A 21,127-nucleotide genomic window follows, 5' to 3' on the forward strand; every position below is an offset into this window, starting at 1 on the left:
CGTCTGAAAACGTTTTTCCGGCCGGAGTATGTTTTCAGACGGCCTGATTGGTATGGTGAGGCATCAGTGGAGCACGATGGCTACCAGGCTGCCGACGGTCATGTAAACGACGGCGGCGGCTTTTTCCAGCAGGGAGATGACGGGTTCCATAATCGGATACAGAAGCCTGGTCATCAGCAGGAAGAAAATGATCCAGGTGCCGTAGGGTTCGATTTTTTGGTATTGCACCGACCATTTCGCAGGCAGGAAGCTGTCGATAAAGCGGCCGCCGTCCAAAGGAAGGATGGGCAGCATGTTGAGGGTGAACAGTACGATGTTGATGGAGATGCCGTATTGGGTCATGCCGTAGAGGGGTTCTTGGAAGGATTCGGGGACGACGAGGCCGAACAGGCCCAACAGCAATGCCCAGCCGAAGGCCATGGCAAGGTTGGCCAAGGGGCCGGCAACTGCGATGGTGCGCCAAGCGATTCTGGTGTTGCGGAGGTTGCGGCTGATGACGGGGACGGGTTTGGCCCAGCCGAACAGGAAGGGGGACTGCATCAGCAGCAGGGCCGCAGGGACGAGGATGGTGCCGATCAAGTCGATATGCGCCAAGGGGTTGAGCGTCAGCCTGCCCAGTTTTTCCGCCGTATTGTCGCCCCAATAGCGGGCGGCGTAGGCGTGGGCGGCTTCGTGAAGGGTAATGGCCAGCAGCAGGGGGGCGACGGCCAGGAGGAAGGTGGCTAAATCAAATTGCATGTAAGGTTCTTTCGGTTTGGGAGGGCACGGTAAGGCCGTCTGAAAATATTTCGTTATCCTAATTCAAATTTAATCCGTAATAAATGGATGAAATCGCCACCGCGTTGTTGGCCATATGGACGGCGATGCTCCAACGGATGTCGCGCAGGTGGAGGTATACGGTGCATAAAACCGCCCCCATTGCGCCGTATATCGCCAATGCCGGCCAGTCGTAAAACGAGTGCATAAAACCGAAAATCAGCGCGGAAAGGGCTGCGGCGGTAAAGCGTCCGGCGAAGGTTTGCAACGTGTCGCCGAAAATATTGAGCAGGATACCGCGAAACAACCACTCCTCCGCCAATGGCGCGACCAATACCACATCGGCCAAAACCAGTATGGAGGGCAGGCTGCGCACCCATTCGATAATCGCCCGTTGGTTTTCCAATTCCTGCGGCGGGATGCCGAACATCCATTCCAAAACCGGATGGCCGTAAGTGCCGATTAAGAATAAAAGGCCGAGGTAGGTTGCCGACCAAACGACCTTCTTCCGCATGGGGATAAGGTTGCGGTTGGCGAAGTAGGTATGGGTATGCCTGCCGGAGCGGTAGCTCCAATACAGCGGCAGCAGTATGATGCAGGCGGCTGCGGCGAAAACGGGCGGTTGATAGAGGGCTGAGTTCGGGCTGATGCTCCCGGCCTGCTTGTTTGTGATGGAAAAGGACGCAATCAGCATCGGCAGCAGGTTTATCCAAAACAAATAGCAGACGAATAAGACGGATTGGTTTGTTTTGTTCATTAGTTTTGTTTGCCGTTCGTGCTTTCAGACGGCCTCAAAGGCCGAAAACGGCTTTGTCGCCCCTGCCTTCGCGCACCAATACCGTGCCGTCGGTCATGTCCACCACCGTGGTCGGTTCCATGCCGCACCAGCCGCCGTCTATCACCAAGTCCACCGAATGCTCCAAACGGTCGCGGATTTCGTAAGGGTCGGACAACGGCTCGCCGTCTTCCGGCAGCATCAGCGTGCAGCTTAACAACGGTTCGCCCAATTCGTTCAGCAGCGCGAGGGCGATTTTATTGTCGGGGACGCGCAGGCCTATGGTTTTACGCTTCGGATGTAACGTGCGGTTCGGCACCTCTTTGGTTGCCTGAAGGATAAAGGTGTAGCTGCCGGGGGTGGCGGCTTTCAATTGGCGGAACTGGCTGTTGTCCACTTTGGCGTAAGTGCCCAGTTCGCCCAAATCGGCGCACATCAACGTCAGATGGTGCTTCAAATCGATTTGGCGGATACGCAAAATCCGCTCCATCGCTTCCTTATCGCCCAAACGGCAGCCGAGCGCGTAGCAGGAATCGGTCGGGTAGGCAATTACGCCGCCGTTGCGGACGATTTCCGCCGCCTGTTTGATTAACCGTTCCTGCGGATTGTCGGGATGGATGGCGAAAAACTGTGCCATAGGGAACTCCTTGTTAAAGCCTGTGGCCGCAAATACGACGTCCTGCTAGCCGAAAAAAGTGTGAAATGATACTCTAGCGGCCGTTACAACAAAAGGAAAAAATATGCGTCAATTCGCCGTCTTAATTTTGGCTGCGGCACTGTCGGCCAATGTTTGCGCCGAAAATGCGGCAGACATGCCGATGAAGTGGGCAACGCCGGTCAAACAGGATGCCAATCTCTACCGTTTGGACGACAAACTCTACCGTAGCGAACAGCTTACCCGCTCCGATGCGGCCGCAGTACAGAGTTTGGGTATCAAAAGCGTCATCAACCTGCGTTTTTTCGACCGCGACGATAACGAAACCGCCTTGTCGGGAAGCGGCATCGCCCTGTTTAACAAACCGCTGCTGACTTGGCGCATCAAGCCGAAACACATCGCCGAAACCCTGTATCTGATTGAGCAACGGCAAAAACAAGGCCCTGTTTTAATTCATTGCTACCACGGTGCGGACCGTACCGGCCTGATTTCGGGCATGTACCGCGTCATTTATCAAAACTGGCCGATTGAAGAAGCCAAACGGGAAATGCAGCAGGGGCCTTACGGCTATCACAGCATTTGGCGCAACATCGCCAATATGTTTACGGAAGAAAAAGTAGCCAAGGTGAGGGAGGAATTGGCACGCATCCGCCAACGGGAAGAAAACCGAAGCCGGTAGATAAAGGGATGGAAATATTTTTCAGACGGCCTTTAAAAAAAAGCTTGACGCATTTCTAAAACCCCATTATTATGCGCGCTTCCCTTTTACGGGTCGTTAGCTCAGTCGGTAGAGCAGCGGACTTTTAATCCGTTGGTCGAGCGTTCGAATCGCTCACGACCCACCAAATCAAATATAAAGAGCCAAGTTTGAAATAACTTGGCTCTTTATATTTGATTTGAAGGAAGGTGATGCAGGCAATGCGGTTTGACGAGAAACGGGGAGTGTTGTGATTGGCATGCCGTTTCCGCTTTTCCGTCAGTCTGTGTCAGGCATTGCAGAATATATTGTTTTTGGTACAATGCCGTCTGAAATGAATCCCGCAAGCCGCCGTCCGACCGCGCGGCTTGCCTTTTTATTGTTTCACCGATGGCCGTGCCTCCCGCTTGAATATAGGTTGGGAAACCATCGCTTCCAGGAATAGAAAGATATGAAAAAAATCCCTTTGACCATTCGGGGTGCCGAACTGCTGAAAAACGAACTCCAACAGCTTAAAAGCGTGGCGCGTCCCGAGGTAATCGCAGCCATAGCGGAAGCCCGCTCACATGGCGACTTGTCTGAAAATGCCGAATACGAGGCAGCCAAAGAAAAACAAGGATTCATCGAAGGCCGAATCGCCGAAATCGAGCATAAATTGTCTCACGCCCATATCATCAATCCTGCCGAAATCCATGCCGAAGGCAAGGTGGTGTTCGGCGCGACCCTGATGCTGGAAGACCTCGACAGCGGCGACCATGTGCGTTACCAAATCGTTGGAGAGGACGAGGCCGACATTAAAGCAGGCAAGATTTCTGTTGTTTCCCCGATTGCCCGCGCCTTAATCGGCAAGGAAGAGGGGGATGTCGCCGAAGTTCAGGCGCCTGGTGGCGTCCGCGAATACGAAATTGTCGAAGTGCAGTACGTCTGACCTTGTTTTTTACCTGCAACAGGTAGTCAAGGCAGCTGATAACCGTTACAATCGCCCACTGCTTATTTCTAATAACCAAAACCATCTGAAAATGGAGTTTTAATATGACAGCAAAAGGACAAATGCTGCAAGATCCTTTCTTGAATGCCCTTCGTAAAGAACATGTGCCGGTTTCCATCTACCTTGTAAACGGCATCAAGTTGCAGGGGCAGGTCGAATCGTTCGACCAATACGTCGTGCTGTTGCGTAACACATCAGTTACCCAAATGGTCTACAAACACGCTATTTCCACCATCGTTCCCGCCCGCGCGGTCAGCCTGCAACACGAAGCAAAAGCAGCGGAAGCAGAAGCGCCTGCAGCGGAATAAACGGTTTGCTTGAACAGGCCGTCTGAAAGTTTGAACTGCTCTTTGTCGGGCTGGATAGAATATTCAGTTTGATCGGGGCAGTTTAAATTTTCAGACGGCCTTCAAACCGTCTATGCAAAATCAAAATTGAATCAATCAAATTCAAATCGGCACAGGCGGCAAAGCGATGGCTGAAACAGTATAGTGGATTAACTTTAAACCAGTACGGCGTTGCCTCGCCTTGCCGTACTATCTGTACTGTCTGCGGCTTCGTCGCCTTGTCCTGATTTAAATTTAATCCACTATACAAGCCGTATGGCAAACCAAACTGCGCCATATTGATTTAAAGTAGTCCTCGAGACAGATAAATCGATTTTTCATCCAAGCAAGGCAGGGCCGTATTCCATTTGCCGTTAAACATCGAACCGTTTTCAGGAACAACCAATGAATATCCGTGATACCGAACGCATCCGCCACAACACCAAAATCATTGCCACACTGGGGCCGGGCAGCAATAACGTCGAACTTTTGCGCGACATGATTATTGCCGGCGGGTTAAATGTCATCCGCTTCAACTTCAGTCACGGCGATGCCGAATTCCACCGCACCAATGCCGAAATCGTGCGTGAGGCGGCACGGCAGGCGCGTCAGGAAGTTGCCATTATGGCTGATTTGCAGGGGCCGAAAATCCGCATCGGTAAAATTGCGGGCGGCGGTATCAACGTCAAAGCGGGCGAAACCCTGCTGCTGGATGCCGCGTGGAGCGGAGAGGGCGGACGCGAGCGCATCGGCCTCGACTACCGCGAGCTGCCGGATGACGTCAAATCCGGCGACGTGCTGCTGTTGGACGACGGCCTGCTTACCCTGACCGTTACCGAAGTGAACGGCAGCGAAATCCGCACCGTCGCACAAAACGACCATTTCCTGAAAAGCAACAAAGGCATCAACAAACAGGGCGGCGGCCTGAGTGCCGGTTCGTTTACCGAAAAAGATTTCCGCGACCTCAAAACCGCCGTTGCCATCGGCTGCGACTATCTGGCCGTCAGCTTCGTTAAAAATGCGGAAGACATGAAAATCGCCCGCGACCTTTTGCAGGCCGAATGCCAAGACCGCCCTCGTCCCGGACTGGTGGCCAAAATCGAACGCATCGAAGCGGTGCATAATCTCGACAGCATCATTGAAACTTCAGACGGCATCATGGTGGCGCGCGGCGATTTGGCAGTGGAAGTCGGCAATGCGGCCGTTCCCGCACTGCAAAAACGCATGATCAAACGCGCACGCGAATTGCGCCGTTTCAGCATTACCGCCACCCAAATGATGGAATCGATGATTACCAACCCCGTGCCGACACGAGCCGAGGTCAGCGATGTGGCCAACGCCGTACTCGACGGCACCGATGCCGTCATGTGTTCGGCAGAAACCGCCGTCGGAGCCTATCCTTTTGAAACCGTAAAGCAAATGGCCGCCATCTGCGCCGCCGCCGAAAAAGAACAGGATTCCTTGATTGGCACCATAGATGATTTCGACGACAGCCGCCGCATAGACCACGCCATTGCGGGCGGTGCCGTCCATGTTGCCCGTGAAGTGGATGCCAAAGCCATCGTCGCCCTGACCGAAAGCGGTACGACCGCATTCCAAATCAGCCGCTACGGCATCCAAATCCCGATTTACGCCCTTACGCCCAGCACCTCCGCCCAACGCCGCATGGCCATGTATCGCGGCGTGCGCCCGCTGCACCTGGAAACCAGTACCGACCACGATACCGCCCTGGAGCAAGTGGAAAACGAATTGATTAGGCTCGGCGTATTGAAAAGCGGCGACCAATACATCATCACCAGCGGCCGCCGTATGCGCGAAAGCGGCAGCACCAACACCTTGCAGGTCATACAGGCAGAGTAGGGAGCAGACAGGGATAGGCCGTCTGAAAGCAAATAAACGTCGGCATGACCGTGCGCCTGACGGAAACGTGGTTTTCAGACGGCCTCATATACAATTTCCTGCTTGGGCAAATCTGCGGTACCGTTCAAATAGACGTGATTGGCAGAGCCGCCCATCGGAAAAGATTTTTTCAGACGGCCTCCATATATCCCTTATAATACCGCCGATTAACCATTTACCCTTTTCAGACGGCCTCCAAAAGGCCGTCTGAAAACATACGGATAAAACAAACATGAAATTCATCGACGAAGCAAAAATCGAAGTCGCCGCAGGCAAAGGCGGTAATGGCGCAACCAGTTTCCGCCGCGAAAAATTCGTACCGCGCGGCGGTCCCGATGGCGGCGACGGCGGAAAAGGCGGCAGTGTCTGGGCAGAAGCCGACGAAAACACCAATACCCTCGTCGAATACCGCTTCGTCAAACGCTACCAAGCCAAAAACGGCGAAAAAGGCCACGGCTCCGACCGCTACGGCGCAGGTGCGGACGACATCGTCCTCAAAATGCCCGTCGGCACCCTCATCCGCGATCTCGACACCGACGAAATCGTCGCCGACCTTACACATCATGGCCAGCGCGTCTGCCTTGCCAAAGGCGGCAAAGGCGGTCTGGGCAACATCCACTTCAAATCTTCCGTCAACCGCGCGCCCAAACAATCCACGCCCGGCGAAGAAGGCGAAACCCGTTCCCTGCAACTCGAACTCAAAGTCCTCGCCGATGTCGGCTTATTAGGCATGCCCAACGCCGGTAAATCCACCCTGATTACCGCCGTATCCGCCGCACGTCCCAAAATCGCCAACTACCCCTTCACTACCCTGCATCCGAACTTAGGCGTCGTACGCATCGACGAAAACCACAGCTTCGTCATGGCCGACATCCCCGGTCTGATCGAAGGTGCTGCAGAAGGCGCAGGCCTCGGCCATCGCTTCCTCAAACACTTATCACGCACCGGCCTGTTGCTGCACGTCGTCGATTTAGCTCCCTTCGACGAAACCGTCAACCCAGCCGAAGAAGCTCTCGCCATCATCAACGAATTGCGCAAATACGACGAAGAACTTTACGGCAAACCGCGCTGGCTCGTGCTGAACAAACTCGACATGCTCGACGAAGAAGAAGCCCAAGCACGCACCGCTGCTTTCCTCGAAGCCATCGGCTGGGATTACCCCAAACCTGACGACCGCTTCCAATTCGACATGGAAACCCCGCGCCTCTTCCAAATTAGCGCACTGACCCACCAAGGTACGCAGGAATTGGTACACCAAATCAACCAATACCTGACCGAGAAAAAACGCATTGAAACCGAGAAAGCCGAAGCGGAGCAGGCAGCCGCAAATGTTGAGATTGCCGAGCAACAGCCTAAAACAGATACTGGCGTGTTTAAGCCGGAGTAAGGAAATAAAAAGTTTTCAGACGACCTGTTTAATGTAATATAGGGCTGTCCGAATACAGGAACAAAAAGCAAGGAAGACCATGATTTCTGATAAAAAACGTGTCGAATTGGCGAAAAAGCAAGCTATGCTTAAAATTTTGTATCAGGCATGGTTAGCAGAAAAACGGAAATACGCCGTAATCACAGTAGTCGATAATGAAGGCAATCTGATCGAATATCATCCTTCCGGTAACCAAAGAACAGTAGGCCATGTCAAACAACCGGCCTAAAGCGATTTTTTACTGTGGTGCTAACGGTTCGGGCAAATCTACCCTGCGCCAATTCAATCAAGACTGTGTCTCGTTAGTGATTGATTCCGACCATATCGCAGCAGAAATTAACCCTGAAATGCCCCGCTTAGCCGATATGGAAGCGGGAAGAACTGCATTGCGCTTATTCCGTCAAGCGTTGGATAATCGAATTTCTTTTTCCATGGAATCGACCTTATCCGGCAAATCCGCCCTTACACGCATTCAAACGGCCAGCAATGCCGGATTCTACGTCATACTCAACTATATCGGTCTTGCGACGCCCGAATTAAATATCCGCCGTATGCAGGAGCGCGTCGCAAGCGGCGGACACTGGATAGACCCTGAGTTAATCCTCAAACGCTACCATGTGAGCCTGCAAAACCTTTATACCGCATTACCGTTTGCCGATGAAAGTTTTATTTTTGATAACTCATCCGTCTATCCTCAACTGCAAATATGGATAAATCAACATCAATATTTGAAAAACAAACATTTAGCCGACTGGGTAAAGCCAATCGAGCAAACCATACTTTCAAATGGATTAATTTTTGATTCTTTCTTGGCTTATGAATAAATAAAGAATCCTTCTGCATAAAAAATCCAAATAATTTATCCTTATTTAAACAAAAATTGAAAATCCCATGACCACCATCTACAACACCCTTACCCGACAAAAAGAACCCTTCACCCCCATCGACCCTAAAAACGTGCGTATGTACGTTTGCGGCATGACCGTTTACGACTATTGCCACTTGGGTCACGCCCGCGTGATGGTTGTATTCGACATGATTGCCCGCTGGCTGCGTGAGTGCGGCTATCCGCTCACTTATGTGCGCAACATCACTGACATCGACGACAAAATCATTGCCCGCGCTGCTGAAAACGGTGAGACCATCGGCGAACTGACTGCGCGTTTCATCCAAGCCATGCACGAGGATGCCGATGCTTTGGGCGTTTTGCGTCCCGACATCGAGCCGAAGGCGACGGAAAACATTCCGCAAATGATTGCCATGATTGAAACCCTGATTCAAAACGGCAAAGCCTATCCTGCCGCAAACGGCGACGTTTACTACGCCGTGCGCGAGTTTTCGGCTTACGGACAATTATCGGGCAAATCGCTGGACGACCTGCGCGCAGGCGAGCGTGTGGAAGTGGACGGTTTCAAACGTGATCCGCTTGATTTTGTGTTGTGGAAAGCGGCGAAAGCAGGCGAGCCGGCATGGGAAAGCCCGTGGGGCAATGGCCGTCCGGGTTGGCACATCGAATGCTCTGCCATGAGTGAAAACCTGTTCGGCGATACTTTCGACATTCATGGCGGCGGCGCGGATTTGCAGTTCCCGCACCATGAAAACGAAATTGCCCAAAGCGTCGGCGCGACAGGACATACCTGCGGCCATGACCACGCGCAAACCCACCACGGGCAAAGCATCGCGAGCCACGTCAAATACTGGCTGCACAACGGCTTCATCCGCGTGGACGGCGAAAAAATGTCCAAATCGTTGGGCAACTTCTTCACTATCCGCGAAGTGTTGAAACAATATGACCCCGAAGTCGTGCGCTTCTTCATCCTGCGCGCCCACTACCGCAGCCCACTGAACTACTCCGACGCGCATCTGGACGATGCCAAAGGCGCACTGACCCGCCTGTACACTACATTGAAAAACACCCCAGCCGCCGCGTTCGAATTGTCCGAAAACGCCAACGACTACACCCGCCGCTTCTACGCCGCCATGAACGACGATTTCGGTACGGTCGAAGCCGTTGCCGTGTTATTCGAACTGGCTGGCGAAGTGAACAAAGCCAATGATGCACACCTCGCCGGCTGCCTGAAAGCCTTGGGCGGCATCATCGGCCTGCTGCAACGCGATCCGACCGAGTTCCTGCAAGGCGGTGCGATTTCAGACGGCCTCTCCAACGAGGAAATCGACGATTTAATCGCCCGACGCAAACAGGCACGCGCGGATAAAAACTGGGCAGAGTCCGACCGCATCCGCGACCTTCTGAATGAACACAAAATCATTCTGGAAGACAACGCCGGCGGCACGACTTGGCGGCGCGGCTAACGTGTATTGATTGTATTGATATGGAAAAGGCCGTCTGAAAAATGGGTTTCAGACGGCCTTTTTAACAACCTCAGTTTGTTTGCCTGTTGCCTTGATTATATGCAGAATAGGCATAAAAGAGTAATTGTGCCAAATTGAAAGTCGCACCGCCGATGGCAGCTGCAACCGTTGATTGGGGAAACAGTGCACATGATAGGGCGATGATGGTGCCTGTAAACAAAGGGTTGATGCACCATGCGGCGCGGGGGAGGCGGGTTTGTCCGCGCAGGGTTTGCACCAGAAAAAGCAGCCAGCCGAAAGCCAGCAGGCCGACCGCTGTTGTCCAATGTACATCCAGCATGGTGTAGAAACGGTGGAATTGCTCCAGCAGCAGCGGATGTGCTTCAGGCGGGGCGGCGAGTATGGTTTGCGCGCTGATGCCCAGATAGTAAAAACCCGCATGTCCGAGCGGCGAGAGTGCGTAGCTCGCAGCCAGCAGGGCAAAGCAAATTTTGGCGGTTCGTCCCGAGTGTATCAGGTTGTATACGCCGAAGGCGGCAGCCAGATAGAAAACGATGCTGAATGTGGCGGGAATCACGCCCCAAAACAGCCGTTGCGGCGAACCGGACAGCATCAGGACAGCCATGTCCGCCTGGCTGCCCAAGTGTGCGGCCAGCGTATGCGAGAATAGGGGATACCGCTGTGGTTCTTGCACGAATCCGACCAGCAGTATATCGCCGGCGGTCCAACAAAGCGCGGCAGCAAGGCCGCAGTACAGCAGGGTTCGGGTGTGCATGAATGTCTCCATATGATAACGGCGGGCGGTTTGTTTTTCAGACGGCCTTTGTGTCTGAGGCCGTCTGAAAATGTGGTTGGCCGGATGTTTTAATGGCAATCAAACATAAAGGCCGTGCGGCTGAAATCGCGTTTGGCTAAGTCTTCCGGTGTGATGAAGAAATTAGCCACGCCGGAATCTCCCCACATCAGTTTGCCCGTATAGCGGTCGTTTTCGTTGATGTCGCTGTCCAGTTGCAGCAGCAGGATGTATTTCTGCCAGTCGGAATAGGCGGCAGGGTCGTCAAAATCGGTGTCTTCGTGATATTCCCAAAACGGGTCGCCCTGGATGAAAATGGGGCAACCGCCGATTTTATGCCCTTCGAGTGTTTTGAAATCGGCGTCTTCCTCTTCTTCACTAGCCGTTTGGAAAATCAGCGGAAACTCACCGGAAAACGGCAGACAGTCGGAATCGGCGGCCTGGTAAGCGGAAAAATCGGTTTGAAGTTCGCTCTCGGGAAGCAATTCGGGGTAATACACAATGCGCCAGCCGGCTTGTGCCGACTGGTTTTCGAAATCCCAGCCCATGTTGTAGCTCAGTCCGTCGATGAACACTTGCAAGATGCCGTGTTCGGGGAAGCCGGGCAGGTGCGGTACTTCGGAAAAGTTGATTTGCGCCGCTAAGGTGAGCGGGTGCTTTTTCTCGGTGTGGTGCGGGTATCCCGCATTTTTGGGCAGGTAGGGCGTGCCGCCGATTTTGCTTTGATAGGGCGTAGTGGCGGCGGTTTCACCGAGCGTGAAGCGGACGACGGGGCGGGGCATGACGGTTCTCCTGATGACGGGAAAGGGTTTTGCTGGAAAGGAGGGGCAGGGGCTATCAAGATAGGATGCGTGGTTTGTGCAAACCGTTTTTCAGACGGCCTCATCTATTGTGGAGGCCGTCTGAAAGTTTCAATTGCTTCATCTACTGTTTGCTTTCCAAATATTTTATTTTACGGCTTGTTTTCTGGCACGTGTGCAACTGTGTTTATTGCCAAAATGGTCCAAAATAAATTGTGTTTCCGCGTGAAGGCCTGAAATTTTCCTGCCATACGCGACATTTAAAAATATAGTGGATTAACTTTAAATCAGGACAAGGCGACGAAGCCGCAGACAGTACAAATAGTACGGCAAGGCGAGGCAACGCCGTACTGGTTTAAAGTTAATCCACTATATTTCTGCCCAGTTCCCGTCTTGCCGATATCGGGCATATTTTCCGGCGATATGGCGGCCGGCTTGGTCTGTTTTTGGGTATTTTTTCAGTCGGAGGCATCAAGATATATTGTTGCAGTTGATGATGCAACAAATCTTTGTAATTCAAACTATTGTTTCTATTTTTGTGGTTTTGCGAAGCTCGGCAAAGTAATGGTTCAACTGTGAAATTGCTCGTTCCAGAAACGCATCGGATACGCCCATTCGTTGGACATGAAATGCTTGCTGTACCGTTCTTGGCAGTCGGGCAGATAGAGGTTTTGTATATCGTGCCCCGGTATGTGCAGCAGGCGGGAGAAGGAAAGGGCGGTTAGTACGTCTTGACGGAAATATTTGTTGCCTTTGCAGTAAGGCGCAATGAGTTTGATCAGATCGCTCAAAGTCGGCTTTTCGGTGTGTGCTGCGCGGACTTTGCCGATAAACTCCCCTACCCAGTCTGTCGGCTCGAAATCGGTTTGCGTGTAGGGCATGGGCAGCACGAGGCAAACATAGGGGTCAACCGCGTGATAAGCGGAAAAAACTTTATAGAACAGCTTTCTGGCTATGTACTCGGCCGTAAGCGGCTTATCCCAGACTTTTAGCAGTCGTTCGGCAGTGGCGTTGCGGTGATAATGGTAAGTGCGGAATTCCTGCACCACGGCAAAATCACCGCGCTTGGTAGCGGTGGCAAAACGGTGCAGCAACGCAGTTTCATCGGTATGGCTCAGAGTGTGCAGCACGGCTTCGGCAGCTTCGTTAGGCGAAATAGGTGTTTCAGGTAGCCTGAAAACGGATAGAACCTTCTCATAAGCAGACTGCAAAGCATCGTCTGTTTCAAGCTCCACCCAGCCCATTGCTTCCCGCCCCTTTTTGTCGTAGTTCCAATGCAGGCTGAGTAATGTGTGCAGCCATTCCGCATCCAAACGCATGGCTTTGGCCATGTTGGAAATGGTGCGCTTTGCGCCCGTGCTTTGGTTGATTTGGGTGATGCTGAGTGTTTTGGCCATGTTTTTGCTTTCGACGTAAGGTGCTTGTTGTTTTGCTTCTAAATAGTTCTGAGATCGTTTGAAATTCCCGCGACACCGTACGAGAATAGAGGTAACACTCTCAGCTTATTAAGATATTTTTCTAGTGTACAGTTGGACGGCATCGTATCCGCCCATTGCCAAAAAATCTGCAATATCATACACAGAAGCAATATATTGCCTGTTCCAATTGCCGTGTTCTACGAGACTAATTAGGCGGACACTATGCTGGGGCGGCATACAGTCGGGATAACGGTATAGAGTATTGGCGATAACAAAATAAAAAATCCGCTTTGCGGCATCATCCAATGGACGGTGCCCGATAATCGGCCATGTGCCGTCTTTGAGCAGGTGGTTGCCGGTGAAAAGCACGGGCTGGCGCATTTTTTCCGCCCAATTCATCGGCAGCAGATACGGGAGGTTTTCAGGTATTGTTTGGTCTTGCCGGATAGCTAAAACCCCCATCATTAGCCTGCTGTAATGAGAGAAAACCACTTGCGCAATACCGAAACTCCCGTCTGACAAAGGAACGGCGAAAATATCTCCCGATTGGATTTTTAAGGATTTCGGCATAGGATTCCCTTATTTACTGATCTGCTTGCAACTCATTTTTCAGACGGCCTCAAAGGTAGAAAGGCCGTCTGAAATCAACGAATCAACACTAAATCTCCATCTACAAATCCCGCTGCGATGTGTGGTACGCGAAAAACGGCGAGGTCTGGCAATTCAACTGTCAGTTTCCGCACGATGTTAACGATTGTTTCCAGCACAATTTCCCAGTTTTGACCAGACAGCACAGATAAGTCTGGTGCAGCAGTTGCAGGATGAAAATCATCGTCATCCGGGCAGGCCCAATCGTCATTGCTCTCGTTAAAATGGGTTGAGCCGACTAGGGTGATTTCGTAAGGTTCCGACAGTTCGAATGACCAGGCCGCAATATTCTGCGGGATATTCTCCCGACTGACGGCTGTCAGCCAGTTTTTAAAGTTGGTTTCAAGTTGGGTTTCTGCATTCATGTTTTCTGCCTTTGTCGGGATAACCGCCTTTGCCGACTTGTATGGGAAGTGTTTTAATCTGCACCTTTTGCCCTATTTTCGTGGAACTGCGCCTGCCAGTCGGCGAATTGGCCCTGTTCGATGGTTTCGCGCATTTCGGCCATGATGGTTTGATAGAAATGCAGGTTGTGGATGGTGTTCAACTGCGCGCCCAAAATTTCGCCGGCGCGGTGCAGGTGGTGCAGGTAGGCGCGGCTGAAGTTTTGGCAGGCGTAGCAGGTGCAGGATTCGTCGAGCGGGCGGGTGTCGTGTTTGTGCTTGGCGTTTTTGATTTTGATGTCGCCGAAACGGGTGAACAGCCAGCCGTTGCGGGCGTTGCGGGTGGGCATGACGCAGTCGAACATGTCCACGCCGTGCGCCACGCCGTACACCAAGTCTTCCGGCGTGCCGACGCCCATCAGGTAATGCGGTTTGTGTTCGGGCAATATGGGGCCGACGGCGCGCAGCATGCGGTACATTTCGGGCTTGGGTTCGCCCACCGATAAGCCGCCGATGGCGAGGCCGGGGAAGTCGAGCTGTTCCAGCCCGCGCAGGGACTGTTCGCGCAGGTCTTCGTACATCGCGCCCTGCACGATGCCGAACAGGGCGTTGGGGTTGTTCAAATCTTCAAAGGCTTTTTTGCTGCGTTCCGCCCAGCGCAGACTCATTTGCAGCGATTTTTCGGCCTGATCGCGCGTGGCTTCGCCGGGGGTGCATTCGTCGAGCTGCATGGCGATGTCGGAGTTGAGCACGGTTTGGATTTTCATCGAGATTTCGGGCGAGAGGAAGAGTTTGTCGCCGTTAATCGGGCTTTTGAAGGTGCAGCCTTCTTCGGTGAGTTTGCGCATGTCGGATAGCGAAAACACTTGGAAACCGCCGGAGTCGGTCAAAATCGGTTTGTTCCAGCCGATAAAGTCGTGCAGGCCGCCGAATTGTTCGATGACTTCGAGGCCGGGGCGAAGCCATAAATGGTAGGTGTTGCCGAGGATGATTTGGGCGCTGATGTCGTGCAGGTTTTGCGGAGTCATGGCTTTGACCGAGCCGTAGGTGCCAACGGGCATGAATACGGGGGTTTCGATGCTGCCGTGGTTGAGTTCCAATGTACCGCGGCGGGCGTGGCCGTCTTTGTTGTGTAAGGTGAATTTAAGCATGATGGTTTTGTTTTTTATGCAGACTGTCTGTCAGGAAGGGCGGATTATAGAGGATTTTGCTTTTTCAGACGGCCTTTTGTCCCGTTTTGGGTAGAATCAGGGAAAGGCCGTCTGAAAACTTTGATGGTCAGGTTGGGCTATAGGTCAATTGCCGGCAATGCGGGATGATGCCGTGGCAAAAGTTAAGTTTATCGGCATTTAGTCGGCTTACGATTTCTCCATGCCGATACCGGCTAATTGGTTGAGGAAAAGATGAAAAAACCGCACGGTTTTTACCGTGCGGTGTTTGTTTATCTGAAGGTTTCAGACGGCCTTACATCATGCCGCCCATACCACCCATGCCGCCCATGTCAGGCATAGCCGGTTTTTCTTCAGGGATTTCGGCAATCATGCAATCGGTGGTCAGCATCAGGCCGGCGATAGACGCGGCGTGTTGCAGCGCGGAACGGGTTACTTTGGCAGGGTCGAGTACGCCCATTTCGATCATGTCGCCGTATTCGCCGGAACCTGCGTTGTAACCATAATTGCCTTTGCCTTCCAACACTTTGTTCACAACTACGCTAGGCTCGCCGCCTGCGTTGGCAACGATTTGGCGCAGCGGAGACTCAATGGCGCGCAAGACGATTTGTACGCCTGCGTCTTGGTCGGCATTGCCGGTGTGCAGGTTTTCCAAAGCGGCACGGGCGCGCAACAGGGCTACGCCGCCGCCGGCAACCACGCCTTCTTCAACGGCTGCGCGGGTAGCGTGCAGCGCGTCTTCCACGCGGTCTTTTTTCTCTTTCATTTCGACTTCGGTAGCGGCACCGACTTTGATCACTGCCACGCCGCCTGCCAGTTTGGCAACGCGCTCTTGCAGTTTTTCTTTGTCGTAATCGCTGGTTGCGGTTTCGATTTGTTGGCGGATTTCGGCAACACGCGCTTCGATTTGGGCTGCGTCGCCAAAGCCGTCGATGATGGTGGTGTTTTCTTTACCAATTTCGATGCGTTTGGCTTGACCCAAGTCTTCCAGAGTGGCTTTTTCCAAAGACAGGCCGACTTCTTCGGCAATCACGGTACCGCCGGTCAGGATGGCGATATCTTGCAACATGGCTTTGCGGCGGTCGCCGAAGCCCGGGGCTTTAACGGCAACGGTTTTCAGGATGCCGCGGATGTTGTTCACCACCAAAGTCGCCAAGGCTTCGCCTTCTACGTCTTCAGCGATGATCAAGAGCGGACGGCTGGCTTTTGCCACTTGTTCCAAAACAGGCAGCAGGTCGCGGATGTTGCTGATTTTTTTGTCGAACAACAATACAAAAGGATTGTCCAGCGCAGCGATTTGTTTTTCCGCGTCATTGATGAAGTAAGGGGACAGGTAGCCGCGGTCGAACTGCATACCTTCGACGACATCCAATTCGTTTTCCAAAGATTTGCCGTCTTCAACGGTAATCACGCCTTCTTTGCCGACTTTTTCCATCGCTTCGGCAATAATCGCGCCGACTTGTTCGTCGGAGTTGGCGGAAATCGAGCCGACTTGGGCGATTTCTTTAGAAGTGTCGCAAGGTTTGGCAATGTTTTTCAGCTCTTCAACCAAAGCGGCAACGGCTTTGTCGATACCGCGTTTCAGGTCGGTCGGGTTCATGCCGGCGGTCACGTATTTCATGCCTTCGGCAACGATAGCTTGCGCCAGTACGGTGGCGGTAGTCGTACCGTCGCCCGCTACGTCGTTGGTTTTGGACGCGACTTCTTTCACCATTTGCGCGCCCATGTTTTCGAATTTGTCTTTCAATTCGATTTCTTTAGCGACGGTAACGCCGTCTTTGGTGATGTGCGGGCCGCCGAATGCGCGGTCAACCACTACGTTGCGGCCTTTAGGGCCCAAGGTTACGCGGACGGCGTTTGCCAGAGTGTTCACGCCGCTGACCATTTTTTGGCGGACTTCGTTACCGAACTGTACGTCTTTTGCTGCCATGTTTTGATTCTCCAAAATTGTTTGATACTGTCTGAGGCCGTCTGAAAGCGTTGTATGCCTTTTTCAGACGGCCTGTCGTCTGAATATGCGGATGTTTATTATTCCACAATGCCGAAGATGTCTTCTTCGCGCATCACCAACAGCTCTTCGCCGTCGGCTTTTACGGTTTGGCCGCTGTACTTGCCGAAGATGATTTTGTCGCCGACTTTGACATCCAGCGGACGGCGGTTGCCGTCTTTACCGATTTTGCCTGCGCCCACGGCGATTACTTCGCCCATATCGGGTTTTTCAGCGGCTGCGCCCGGCAAGACGATGCCTGATGCGGTTTTCTCTTCAGCTTCCAAGCGTTTGACGACGACGCGGTCGTGTAAAGGACGGATGGTCATGTGTGTACTCCAAAATGAAAACAAACAAGCCCTTGCGGGCAATCCAAAGGCCGGACGCATCATACATCCGACTCAACGACGGGCAAAATAGGGTTGCCGCAGGCAAATTCAAGCCCGTATCGGTAAAAAAATGTGCCGCCTGTTTTCAGACGGCCTCCCAATCATATTTTTATTTAACGCGCAAAATCTGCAACATCAGAACATATGCCCCAGTTTTTCCGCTTTGGTGTGCAGATAATGTTCGTTTTCCGCATTCTCGCCCACATGCAGGGGCACGCGTTCGGCAACCTCTATACCCGCCGAGCGCAGCGTTTCCACTTTGTCGGGATTATTGGTCAGCAGCCGGACGCTCCGTATGCCCAAATGGGCGAAAATCTGCTGTGCCAAACCGAAATCGCGGGCATCGACCGGCAAACCCAAAGCCAAATTGGCCTCCACCGTATCCAAGCCCTGATCTTGCAGGCGGTAGGCACGGATTTTATTGATCAAACCAATGCCGCGTCCCTCCTGCCGCAGGTAGGCAATCGCCCCGCGGCCTTCACGCTGCACCGCCTGCATCGCAGCCTGAAGCTGCGGGCCGCAGTCGCACTTGCGCGAAAACAGTGCATCTCCGGTCAGACATTCGGAATGCACCCGTGCCAGTACCGGAAGGCCGTCTGAAACATCGCCCATCGTCAATGCTACATGTTCCTGTCCGTTTTCATCCTCAAAACCGTGCAGGGTAAAAACGCCCCATTCGGTCGGCAGGCGGCAGGCGGCGACAAAATTCAATTTACTCATCCTCTTCCCCCGCACCCAGCAAGGCGGTCAACGGTGCCGCCAAAGCCAAAGCCAATGCTACCCACAATGCTTGTGCCGTTTCATCGAAGCCGTTTTTTTGCGCCGCTTCCACCTGAATCACTCCCAAAACACGGCCGTTTTCCAAACAGACGGGCAGCGACATCTGACTGCCGTTCCGCGCATGATGTTCGCCCGAAATTTCACCGGACTCCAGCCAACGCGCAGTATCTTCAACCAAATTCAACCAGCCCCGGTTAGCCGTCCGGCTCGGCAGATAAGCCGCTTCTGCCTCTTCGTCCAACTTCAATAAGGCTTCAATCGGCTGCCCCTGCTGCGACAGCCGCAGCAAGCCCGCCTGCTCGGGCAGCAGTACATACACTGCCGCCGATTGCGCCGCCGATTGCTCCCAGGTGGAATCCAAAGCCATAAAAATCTGTTTTAAAATCTGCTCCGTCGTTTCATCGCATGTAAAATAGTCGGCCGCACAGGCCTCGTTTCCATTGCCCCACAATACAGACCTATCTATCTCGGCCTGCCCCATATTCATCACTGTTTCCGCCGCCAAACGGGCCACGGCTACATCACCTGCTGCCAGCTTCAAACCCTGCGTTTGCAGATAATCGCGCACCAATACTTCAGACATATTCAAAATTCTTTCGATAAAAACAGGCCGTCTGAAACCGTTTCAGACGGCCGAAAACACTAGCCGACAATATAGCCCGTTTCGGCAAATTTTCAAGCCAAACAGTAAACGGATACAATCTGATTTGCAAATCGGCTCATTTTCCGTATAATCGCGCCTTCTCTTACAACGACAACGCGGACGTGGCGAAATTGGTAGACGCACCAGATTTAGGTTCTGGCGCCGAGAGGTGTGAGAGTTCGAGTCTCTCCGTCCGCACCACCCAACCCCTTTTAGGGGCTTTTTTTTCGTCTAATCAAATCTAACACAGTAATCAAGATTCAATACTGGCAAGGCTTTCAGGCCAATATACCCCTTGCCAAGTGTCTAAATACCCCCAATGCCATTTAATTGAGTAAAGCACAAAATGTGGGTATGATTCAGGGGATCAGCCAAAACCACTGTAAAGCATACCCACAAATGCCACTAAACGACCGCCAAATCAAAGCCGCCAAACCGGCTGACACTGGAAAGAAAATCAAGTTATTTGATGGAAATAGCCTGTATCTTGAAGTTACACCAGCGGGCGGAAAAATATTCCGCATGAGATACCGTATAGATGGCAAAGAGAAAGACTTCACTATCGGGAAATATCCGACCGTTTCACTGGTAGAAGCCCGCCAAGCCGCCGAAAACGCCCGCCGCATGATTGCACAAGGGCAAGACCCCAACAAAGCCAAGCAAGAAGCCAAAGCAGCCCGACAAGCCGCCTTGTTAAATACTTTTGAGCATTTAGCCAAGCAATGGTACGAGGACAATTTGCCCCGCTGGAAAGAACACCACGCCGAGCGGATCATGCGTTATTTGAAAAATGACGTTTTCCCAGTCATTGGAGAAATCCCCGTTAATGAAATCAAGGTAACCCACATCAAAAACTTGCTTGATGACATTATGGCTAGGGGCGTTGGCTTTGGTAGTCCGAGCCTGTAACCAGCCCGCCCACGCCGACACGGAGCAACTAGAGCAAGAAACGCCCGCGATATGGGAAGACGGTTACACAGAAAAAGGCAGCCTCAAGGAATGGCAGGAACAGGCCGCGCGATACGCAGAGAACAATAGCCGCCTATGCCTTGCTTTAGGTTTAAGCATGGCCGCGCCATTCTTGGCACTTTTGAACGAAGAGGGAGGCGGTTTCCATTTAGCGGGCGATTCCTCAAAAGGCAAAACAACCGCCGCGCGGCTTGCCTTGAGCGTATGGGGCGACCCTGAAACCACTAAAGGAAATTGGGATACTACCCCGCTTGGCTTGCAGAATTTAGCTTTAGCCCGCAATGATGGCTTGCTGGTGTTAGATGAAATCGGGCAATCAGCCGACCCGCGAAAAATCCCGCAAATGGTTTACAGCGTTATCAACGGCGTGTCAAAAACACAGGGCGCAAAAGATGGCGGCAACCGCCGGCAGAAAACATGGCGCAATCTGATACTTTCGACCGGCGAAATAAACCCAGAGAGCCTGATAGGAGACCGCGCCCAATGGAAAGCGGGTAATCATGTTAGGTTACCTGACATACAGGCAGAGGCAAGATTTGGCATATACGACACGTTGCACGGCTTCGCAGATGGCGCGAAACTGTCGGAGCATATCAACCAAGCCACAGCCAAGCAGCGAGGAACAGCAGGCCGCGCCCTTATCCGCCAAATCCTCAAAGACGGAAAAGAAGCCGCCGCCCAAGCCGTAGAAGCCAGCCGCGCCCGATTCCTTGAGACCTTGCCACCAATGGAAGGACAGGCGCGAAGAATTGCCCGCCGCTTCGCCCTCTTGGCCGCCGTCTTGGAATATGCCGCCCCTATTACCGGCATAAGACAAGGAGCAGGAGAGGCAGGAGTAAGGCAGTGTTTCAATGAATGGCTTGAAGAAAACGGCACAGGAAACCGCGAAGACCGCCGAATCATTGAACAAGTGATCGCCTTTATGGACGTTAACGCACTGTCAATGCGCTTTTCAGACTGGAACGCCCAAACCGTGAACCAAAATCACGCAGGTTATCGGAAACAGGAGGGAAGCATAGATGAGTATTGGATAGTCCCCGTAACCTTTGAAAATGAAGTCTGTAAGGGATATAGCTCGCGCAAAGCGTGTGAAGTCCTACATAATCACGAATGGTTAAAAAAAGCCGACAACGGCAGATGGCAACACCAGCGCAAACGCAGCGGCGTTGCAAGCCGATTCTATGTTTTGATGGGAGAAGCCCCGCCCGACTTTGACGAATAACCAAGAGCAAGCCCGCTATTACCGACAATGGCGGGCTTTTTTACGTCCAAACATTCAGGCAGACCAACCAAGAAAGCATAAAATCAACAGG

The 21,127-nt window shown here is 52.7% G+C and carries 23 protein-coding genes, 2 tRNA genes and 2 pseudogenes; 13 read left to right on the top strand and 14 right to left on the bottom strand.

What is annotated here, in order from left to right; translation table 11 throughout:
- Nucleotides 1-63 precede the first annotated feature (63 nt).
- Genes BM261_RS09925 through BM261_RS09935 form a run of 3 tightly spaced genes read right to left on the bottom strand, consistent with a single transcriptional unit; the run spans nt 64 to nt 2,168 of the window.
- Nucleotides 64-738, bottom strand: coding sequence for a site-2 protease family protein (locus BM261_RS09925; protein ID WP_074897855.1), 675 nt, complete (start codon nt 736-738; stop codon nt 64-66).
- 58 nt (nt 739-796) lie between these two features.
- A complete protein-coding gene (locus BM261_RS09930; protein ID WP_074897857.1) occupies nt 797-1,513 on the bottom strand; it encodes a CPBP family intramembrane glutamic endopeptidase in 717 nt (238 codons plus the stop codon).
- 34 nt (nt 1,514-1,547) lie between these two features.
- Entirely contained in the window at nt 1,548-2,168 is a 621-nt protein-coding gene (locus tag BM261_RS09935) for an L-threonylcarbamoyladenylate synthase (protein WP_003774799.1), read from the bottom strand.
- Between the two features lie 103 nt (nt 2,169-2,271).
- On the opposite strand from BM261_RS09935, the gene BM261_RS09940 reads away from it, so the two are divergent.
- From BM261_RS09940 to hfq, 4 genes are all read left to right on the top strand, one after another.
- A complete protein-coding gene (locus tag BM261_RS09940; protein ID WP_074897859.1) occupies nt 2,272-2,865 on the top strand; it encodes a protein-tyrosine phosphatase family protein in 594 nt (197 codons plus the stop codon).
- Nucleotides 2,866-2,955: 90 nt separating this feature from the next.
- Nucleotides 2,956-3,031, top strand: a tRNA-Lys gene (locus BM261_RS09945).
- Nucleotides 3,032-3,334: 303 nt separating this feature from the next.
- On the top strand, nt 3,335-3,811 hold the full coding sequence (gene greA, locus BM261_RS09950; RefSeq protein WP_003774804.1) for a transcription elongation factor GreA: 477 nt from the start codon (nt 3,335-3,337) through the stop codon (nt 3,809-3,811).
- A 104-nt stretch (nt 3,812-3,915) separates the two neighbouring features.
- Complete coding sequence (gene hfq, locus BM261_RS09955) at nt 3,916-4,179, top strand: RNA chaperone Hfq (RefSeq protein ID WP_003774806.1); 264 nt, start codon at nt 3,916-3,918, stop codon at nt 4,177-4,179.
- 103 nt (nt 4,180-4,282) lie between these two features.
- Here the strand turns inward: hfq and BM261_RS13070 are convergent.
- Nucleotides 4,283-4,465 (bottom strand): annotated as a pseudogene (locus tag BM261_RS13070) (hypothetical protein); the annotation flags it as partial.
- Between the two features lie 137 nt (nt 4,466-4,602).
- Between BM261_RS13070 and pyk the strand changes: the two are divergent.
- The 5 genes from pyk (at nt 4,603) to cysS (ending at nt 9,835) form a co-directional block, all read left to right on the top strand.
- Nucleotides 4,603-6,057, top strand: coding sequence for a pyruvate kinase (pyk, locus tag BM261_RS09960; protein WP_074897861.1), 1,455 nt, complete (start codon nt 4,603-4,605; stop codon nt 6,055-6,057).
- 271 nt (nt 6,058-6,328) lie between these two features.
- On the top strand, nt 6,329-7,483 hold the full coding sequence (gene obgE, locus BM261_RS09965) for a GTPase ObgE (RefSeq protein WP_074897863.1): 1,155 nt from the start codon (nt 6,329-6,331) through the stop codon (nt 7,481-7,483).
- Nucleotides 7,484-7,562: 79 nt separating this feature from the next.
- Nucleotides 7,563-7,751 carry a hypothetical protein gene (locus BM261_RS09970; protein ID WP_074897865.1) on the top strand — a complete coding sequence of 63 codons (189 nt, stop codon included), beginning with the start codon at nt 7,563-7,565 and terminating at the stop codon, nt 7,749-7,751.
- On the top strand, nt 7,732-8,346 hold the full coding sequence (locus BM261_RS09975; protein ID WP_074897867.1) for a zeta toxin family protein: 615 nt from the start codon (nt 7,732-7,734) through the stop codon (nt 8,344-8,346). Before BM261_RS09970 ends, BM261_RS09975 begins: the two co-directional genes overlap by 20 nt.
- 67 nt (nt 8,347-8,413) lie before the next feature.
- Entirely contained in the window at nt 8,414-9,835 is a 1,422-nt protein-coding gene (gene cysS, locus BM261_RS09980; protein WP_074897868.1) for a cysteine--tRNA ligase, read from the top strand.
- 70 nt (nt 9,836-9,905) lie between these two features.
- Here cysS and BM261_RS09985 read toward each other — a convergent pair whose 3' ends face one another.
- Together BM261_RS09985 and BM261_RS09990 are read right to left on the bottom strand one after the other, a co-directional pair.
- Nucleotides 9,906-10,610 carry a DUF6796 family protein gene (locus BM261_RS09985; protein WP_074897929.1) on the bottom strand — a complete coding sequence of 235 codons (705 nt, stop codon included), beginning with the start codon at nt 10,608-10,610 and terminating at the stop codon, nt 9,906-9,908.
- Nucleotides 10,611-10,699: 89 nt separating this feature from the next.
- Entirely contained in the window at nt 10,700-11,410 is a 711-nt protein-coding gene (locus BM261_RS09990; protein ID WP_074897870.1) for a YwqG family protein, read from the bottom strand.
- A gap of 282 nt (nt 11,411-11,692) precedes the next feature.
- On the opposite strand from BM261_RS09990, the pseudogene BM261_RS12535 reads away from it, so the two are divergent.
- Nucleotides 11,693-11,803, top strand: a pseudogene (locus tag BM261_RS12535) (IS5/IS1182 family transposase); the annotation flags it as partial.
- 194 nt (nt 11,804-11,997) lie between these two features.
- Here BM261_RS12535 and BM261_RS09995 read toward each other — a convergent pair.
- The 8 genes from BM261_RS09995 to BM261_RS10030 form a co-directional block, all read right to left on the bottom strand.
- The gene (locus BM261_RS09995; protein WP_070452653.1) at nt 11,998-12,825 is read right to left on the bottom strand and encodes a hypothetical protein; all 828 of its coding nucleotides are present in this window, start codon (nt 12,823-12,825) and stop codon (nt 11,998-12,000) included.
- A 108-nt stretch (nt 12,826-12,933) separates the two neighbouring features.
- Nucleotides 12,934-13,416, bottom strand: coding sequence for an Imm26 family immunity protein (locus BM261_RS10000; RefSeq protein WP_070452656.1), 483 nt, complete (start codon nt 13,414-13,416; stop codon nt 12,934-12,936).
- 74 nt (nt 13,417-13,490) lie between these two features.
- The gene (locus BM261_RS10005) at nt 13,491-13,859 is read right to left on the bottom strand and encodes a hypothetical protein (protein ID WP_070452659.1); all 369 of its coding nucleotides are present in this window, start codon (nt 13,857-13,859) and stop codon (nt 13,491-13,493) included.
- Nucleotides 13,860-13,912: 53 nt separating this feature from the next.
- Nucleotides 13,913-15,028: a tRNA guanosine(34) transglycosylase Tgt gene (gene tgt, locus BM261_RS10010; RefSeq protein ID WP_070452662.1), complete on the bottom strand. Its 1,116-nt coding sequence runs from the start codon at nt 15,026-15,028 to the stop codon at nt 13,913-13,915.
- 313 nt (nt 15,029-15,341) lie between these two features.
- On the bottom strand, nt 15,342-16,976 hold the full coding sequence (gene groL, locus BM261_RS10015; protein ID WP_045074096.1) for a chaperonin GroEL: 1,635 nt from the start codon (nt 16,974-16,976) through the stop codon (nt 15,342-15,344).
- 98 nt (nt 16,977-17,074) lie between these two features.
- Nucleotides 17,075-17,362: a co-chaperone GroES gene (groES, locus tag BM261_RS10020; RefSeq protein WP_003774857.1), complete on the bottom strand. Its 288-nt coding sequence runs from the start codon at nt 17,360-17,362 to the stop codon at nt 17,075-17,077.
- 195 nt (nt 17,363-17,557) lie between these two features.
- On the bottom strand, nt 17,558-18,142 hold the full coding sequence (ribA, locus tag BM261_RS10025; RefSeq protein ID WP_003774862.1) for a GTP cyclohydrolase II: 585 nt from the start codon (nt 18,140-18,142) through the stop codon (nt 17,558-17,560).
- Nucleotides 18,135-18,785: a GAF domain-containing protein gene (locus BM261_RS10030; protein WP_074897872.1), complete on the bottom strand. Its 651-nt coding sequence runs from the start codon at nt 18,783-18,785 to the stop codon at nt 18,135-18,137. The genes ribA and BM261_RS10030 overlap by 8 nt, the downstream gene beginning before the upstream one ends.
- Before the next feature lie 176 nt (nt 18,786-18,961).
- Between BM261_RS10030 and BM261_RS10035 the strand changes: the two genes are divergently transcribed.
- From BM261_RS10035 to BM261_RS10045, 3 genes are all read left to right on the top strand, one after another.
- Nucleotides 18,962-19,046, top strand: a tRNA-Leu gene (locus BM261_RS10035).
- A gap of 129 nt (nt 19,047-19,175) precedes the next feature.
- Complete coding sequence (locus BM261_RS10040; protein ID WP_240317911.1) at nt 19,176-19,754, top strand: tyrosine-type recombinase/integrase; 579 nt, start codon at nt 19,176-19,178, stop codon at nt 19,752-19,754.
- The gene (locus BM261_RS10045) at nt 19,708-21,036 is read left to right on the top strand and encodes a DUF927 domain-containing protein (protein ID WP_240317910.1); all 1,329 of its coding nucleotides are present in this window, start codon (nt 19,708-19,710) and stop codon (nt 21,034-21,036) included. The genes BM261_RS10040 and BM261_RS10045 overlap by 47 nt, the downstream gene beginning before the upstream one ends.
- The last annotated feature ends 91 nt before the right edge of the window (nt 21,037-21,127 follow it).

It is taken from the genome of Neisseria elongata subsp. elongata, assembly GCF_900113545.1.
In the GTDB taxonomy this organism is placed as follows: Bacteria; Pseudomonadota; Gammaproteobacteria; order Burkholderiales; family Neisseriaceae; genus Neisseria; species Neisseria elongata.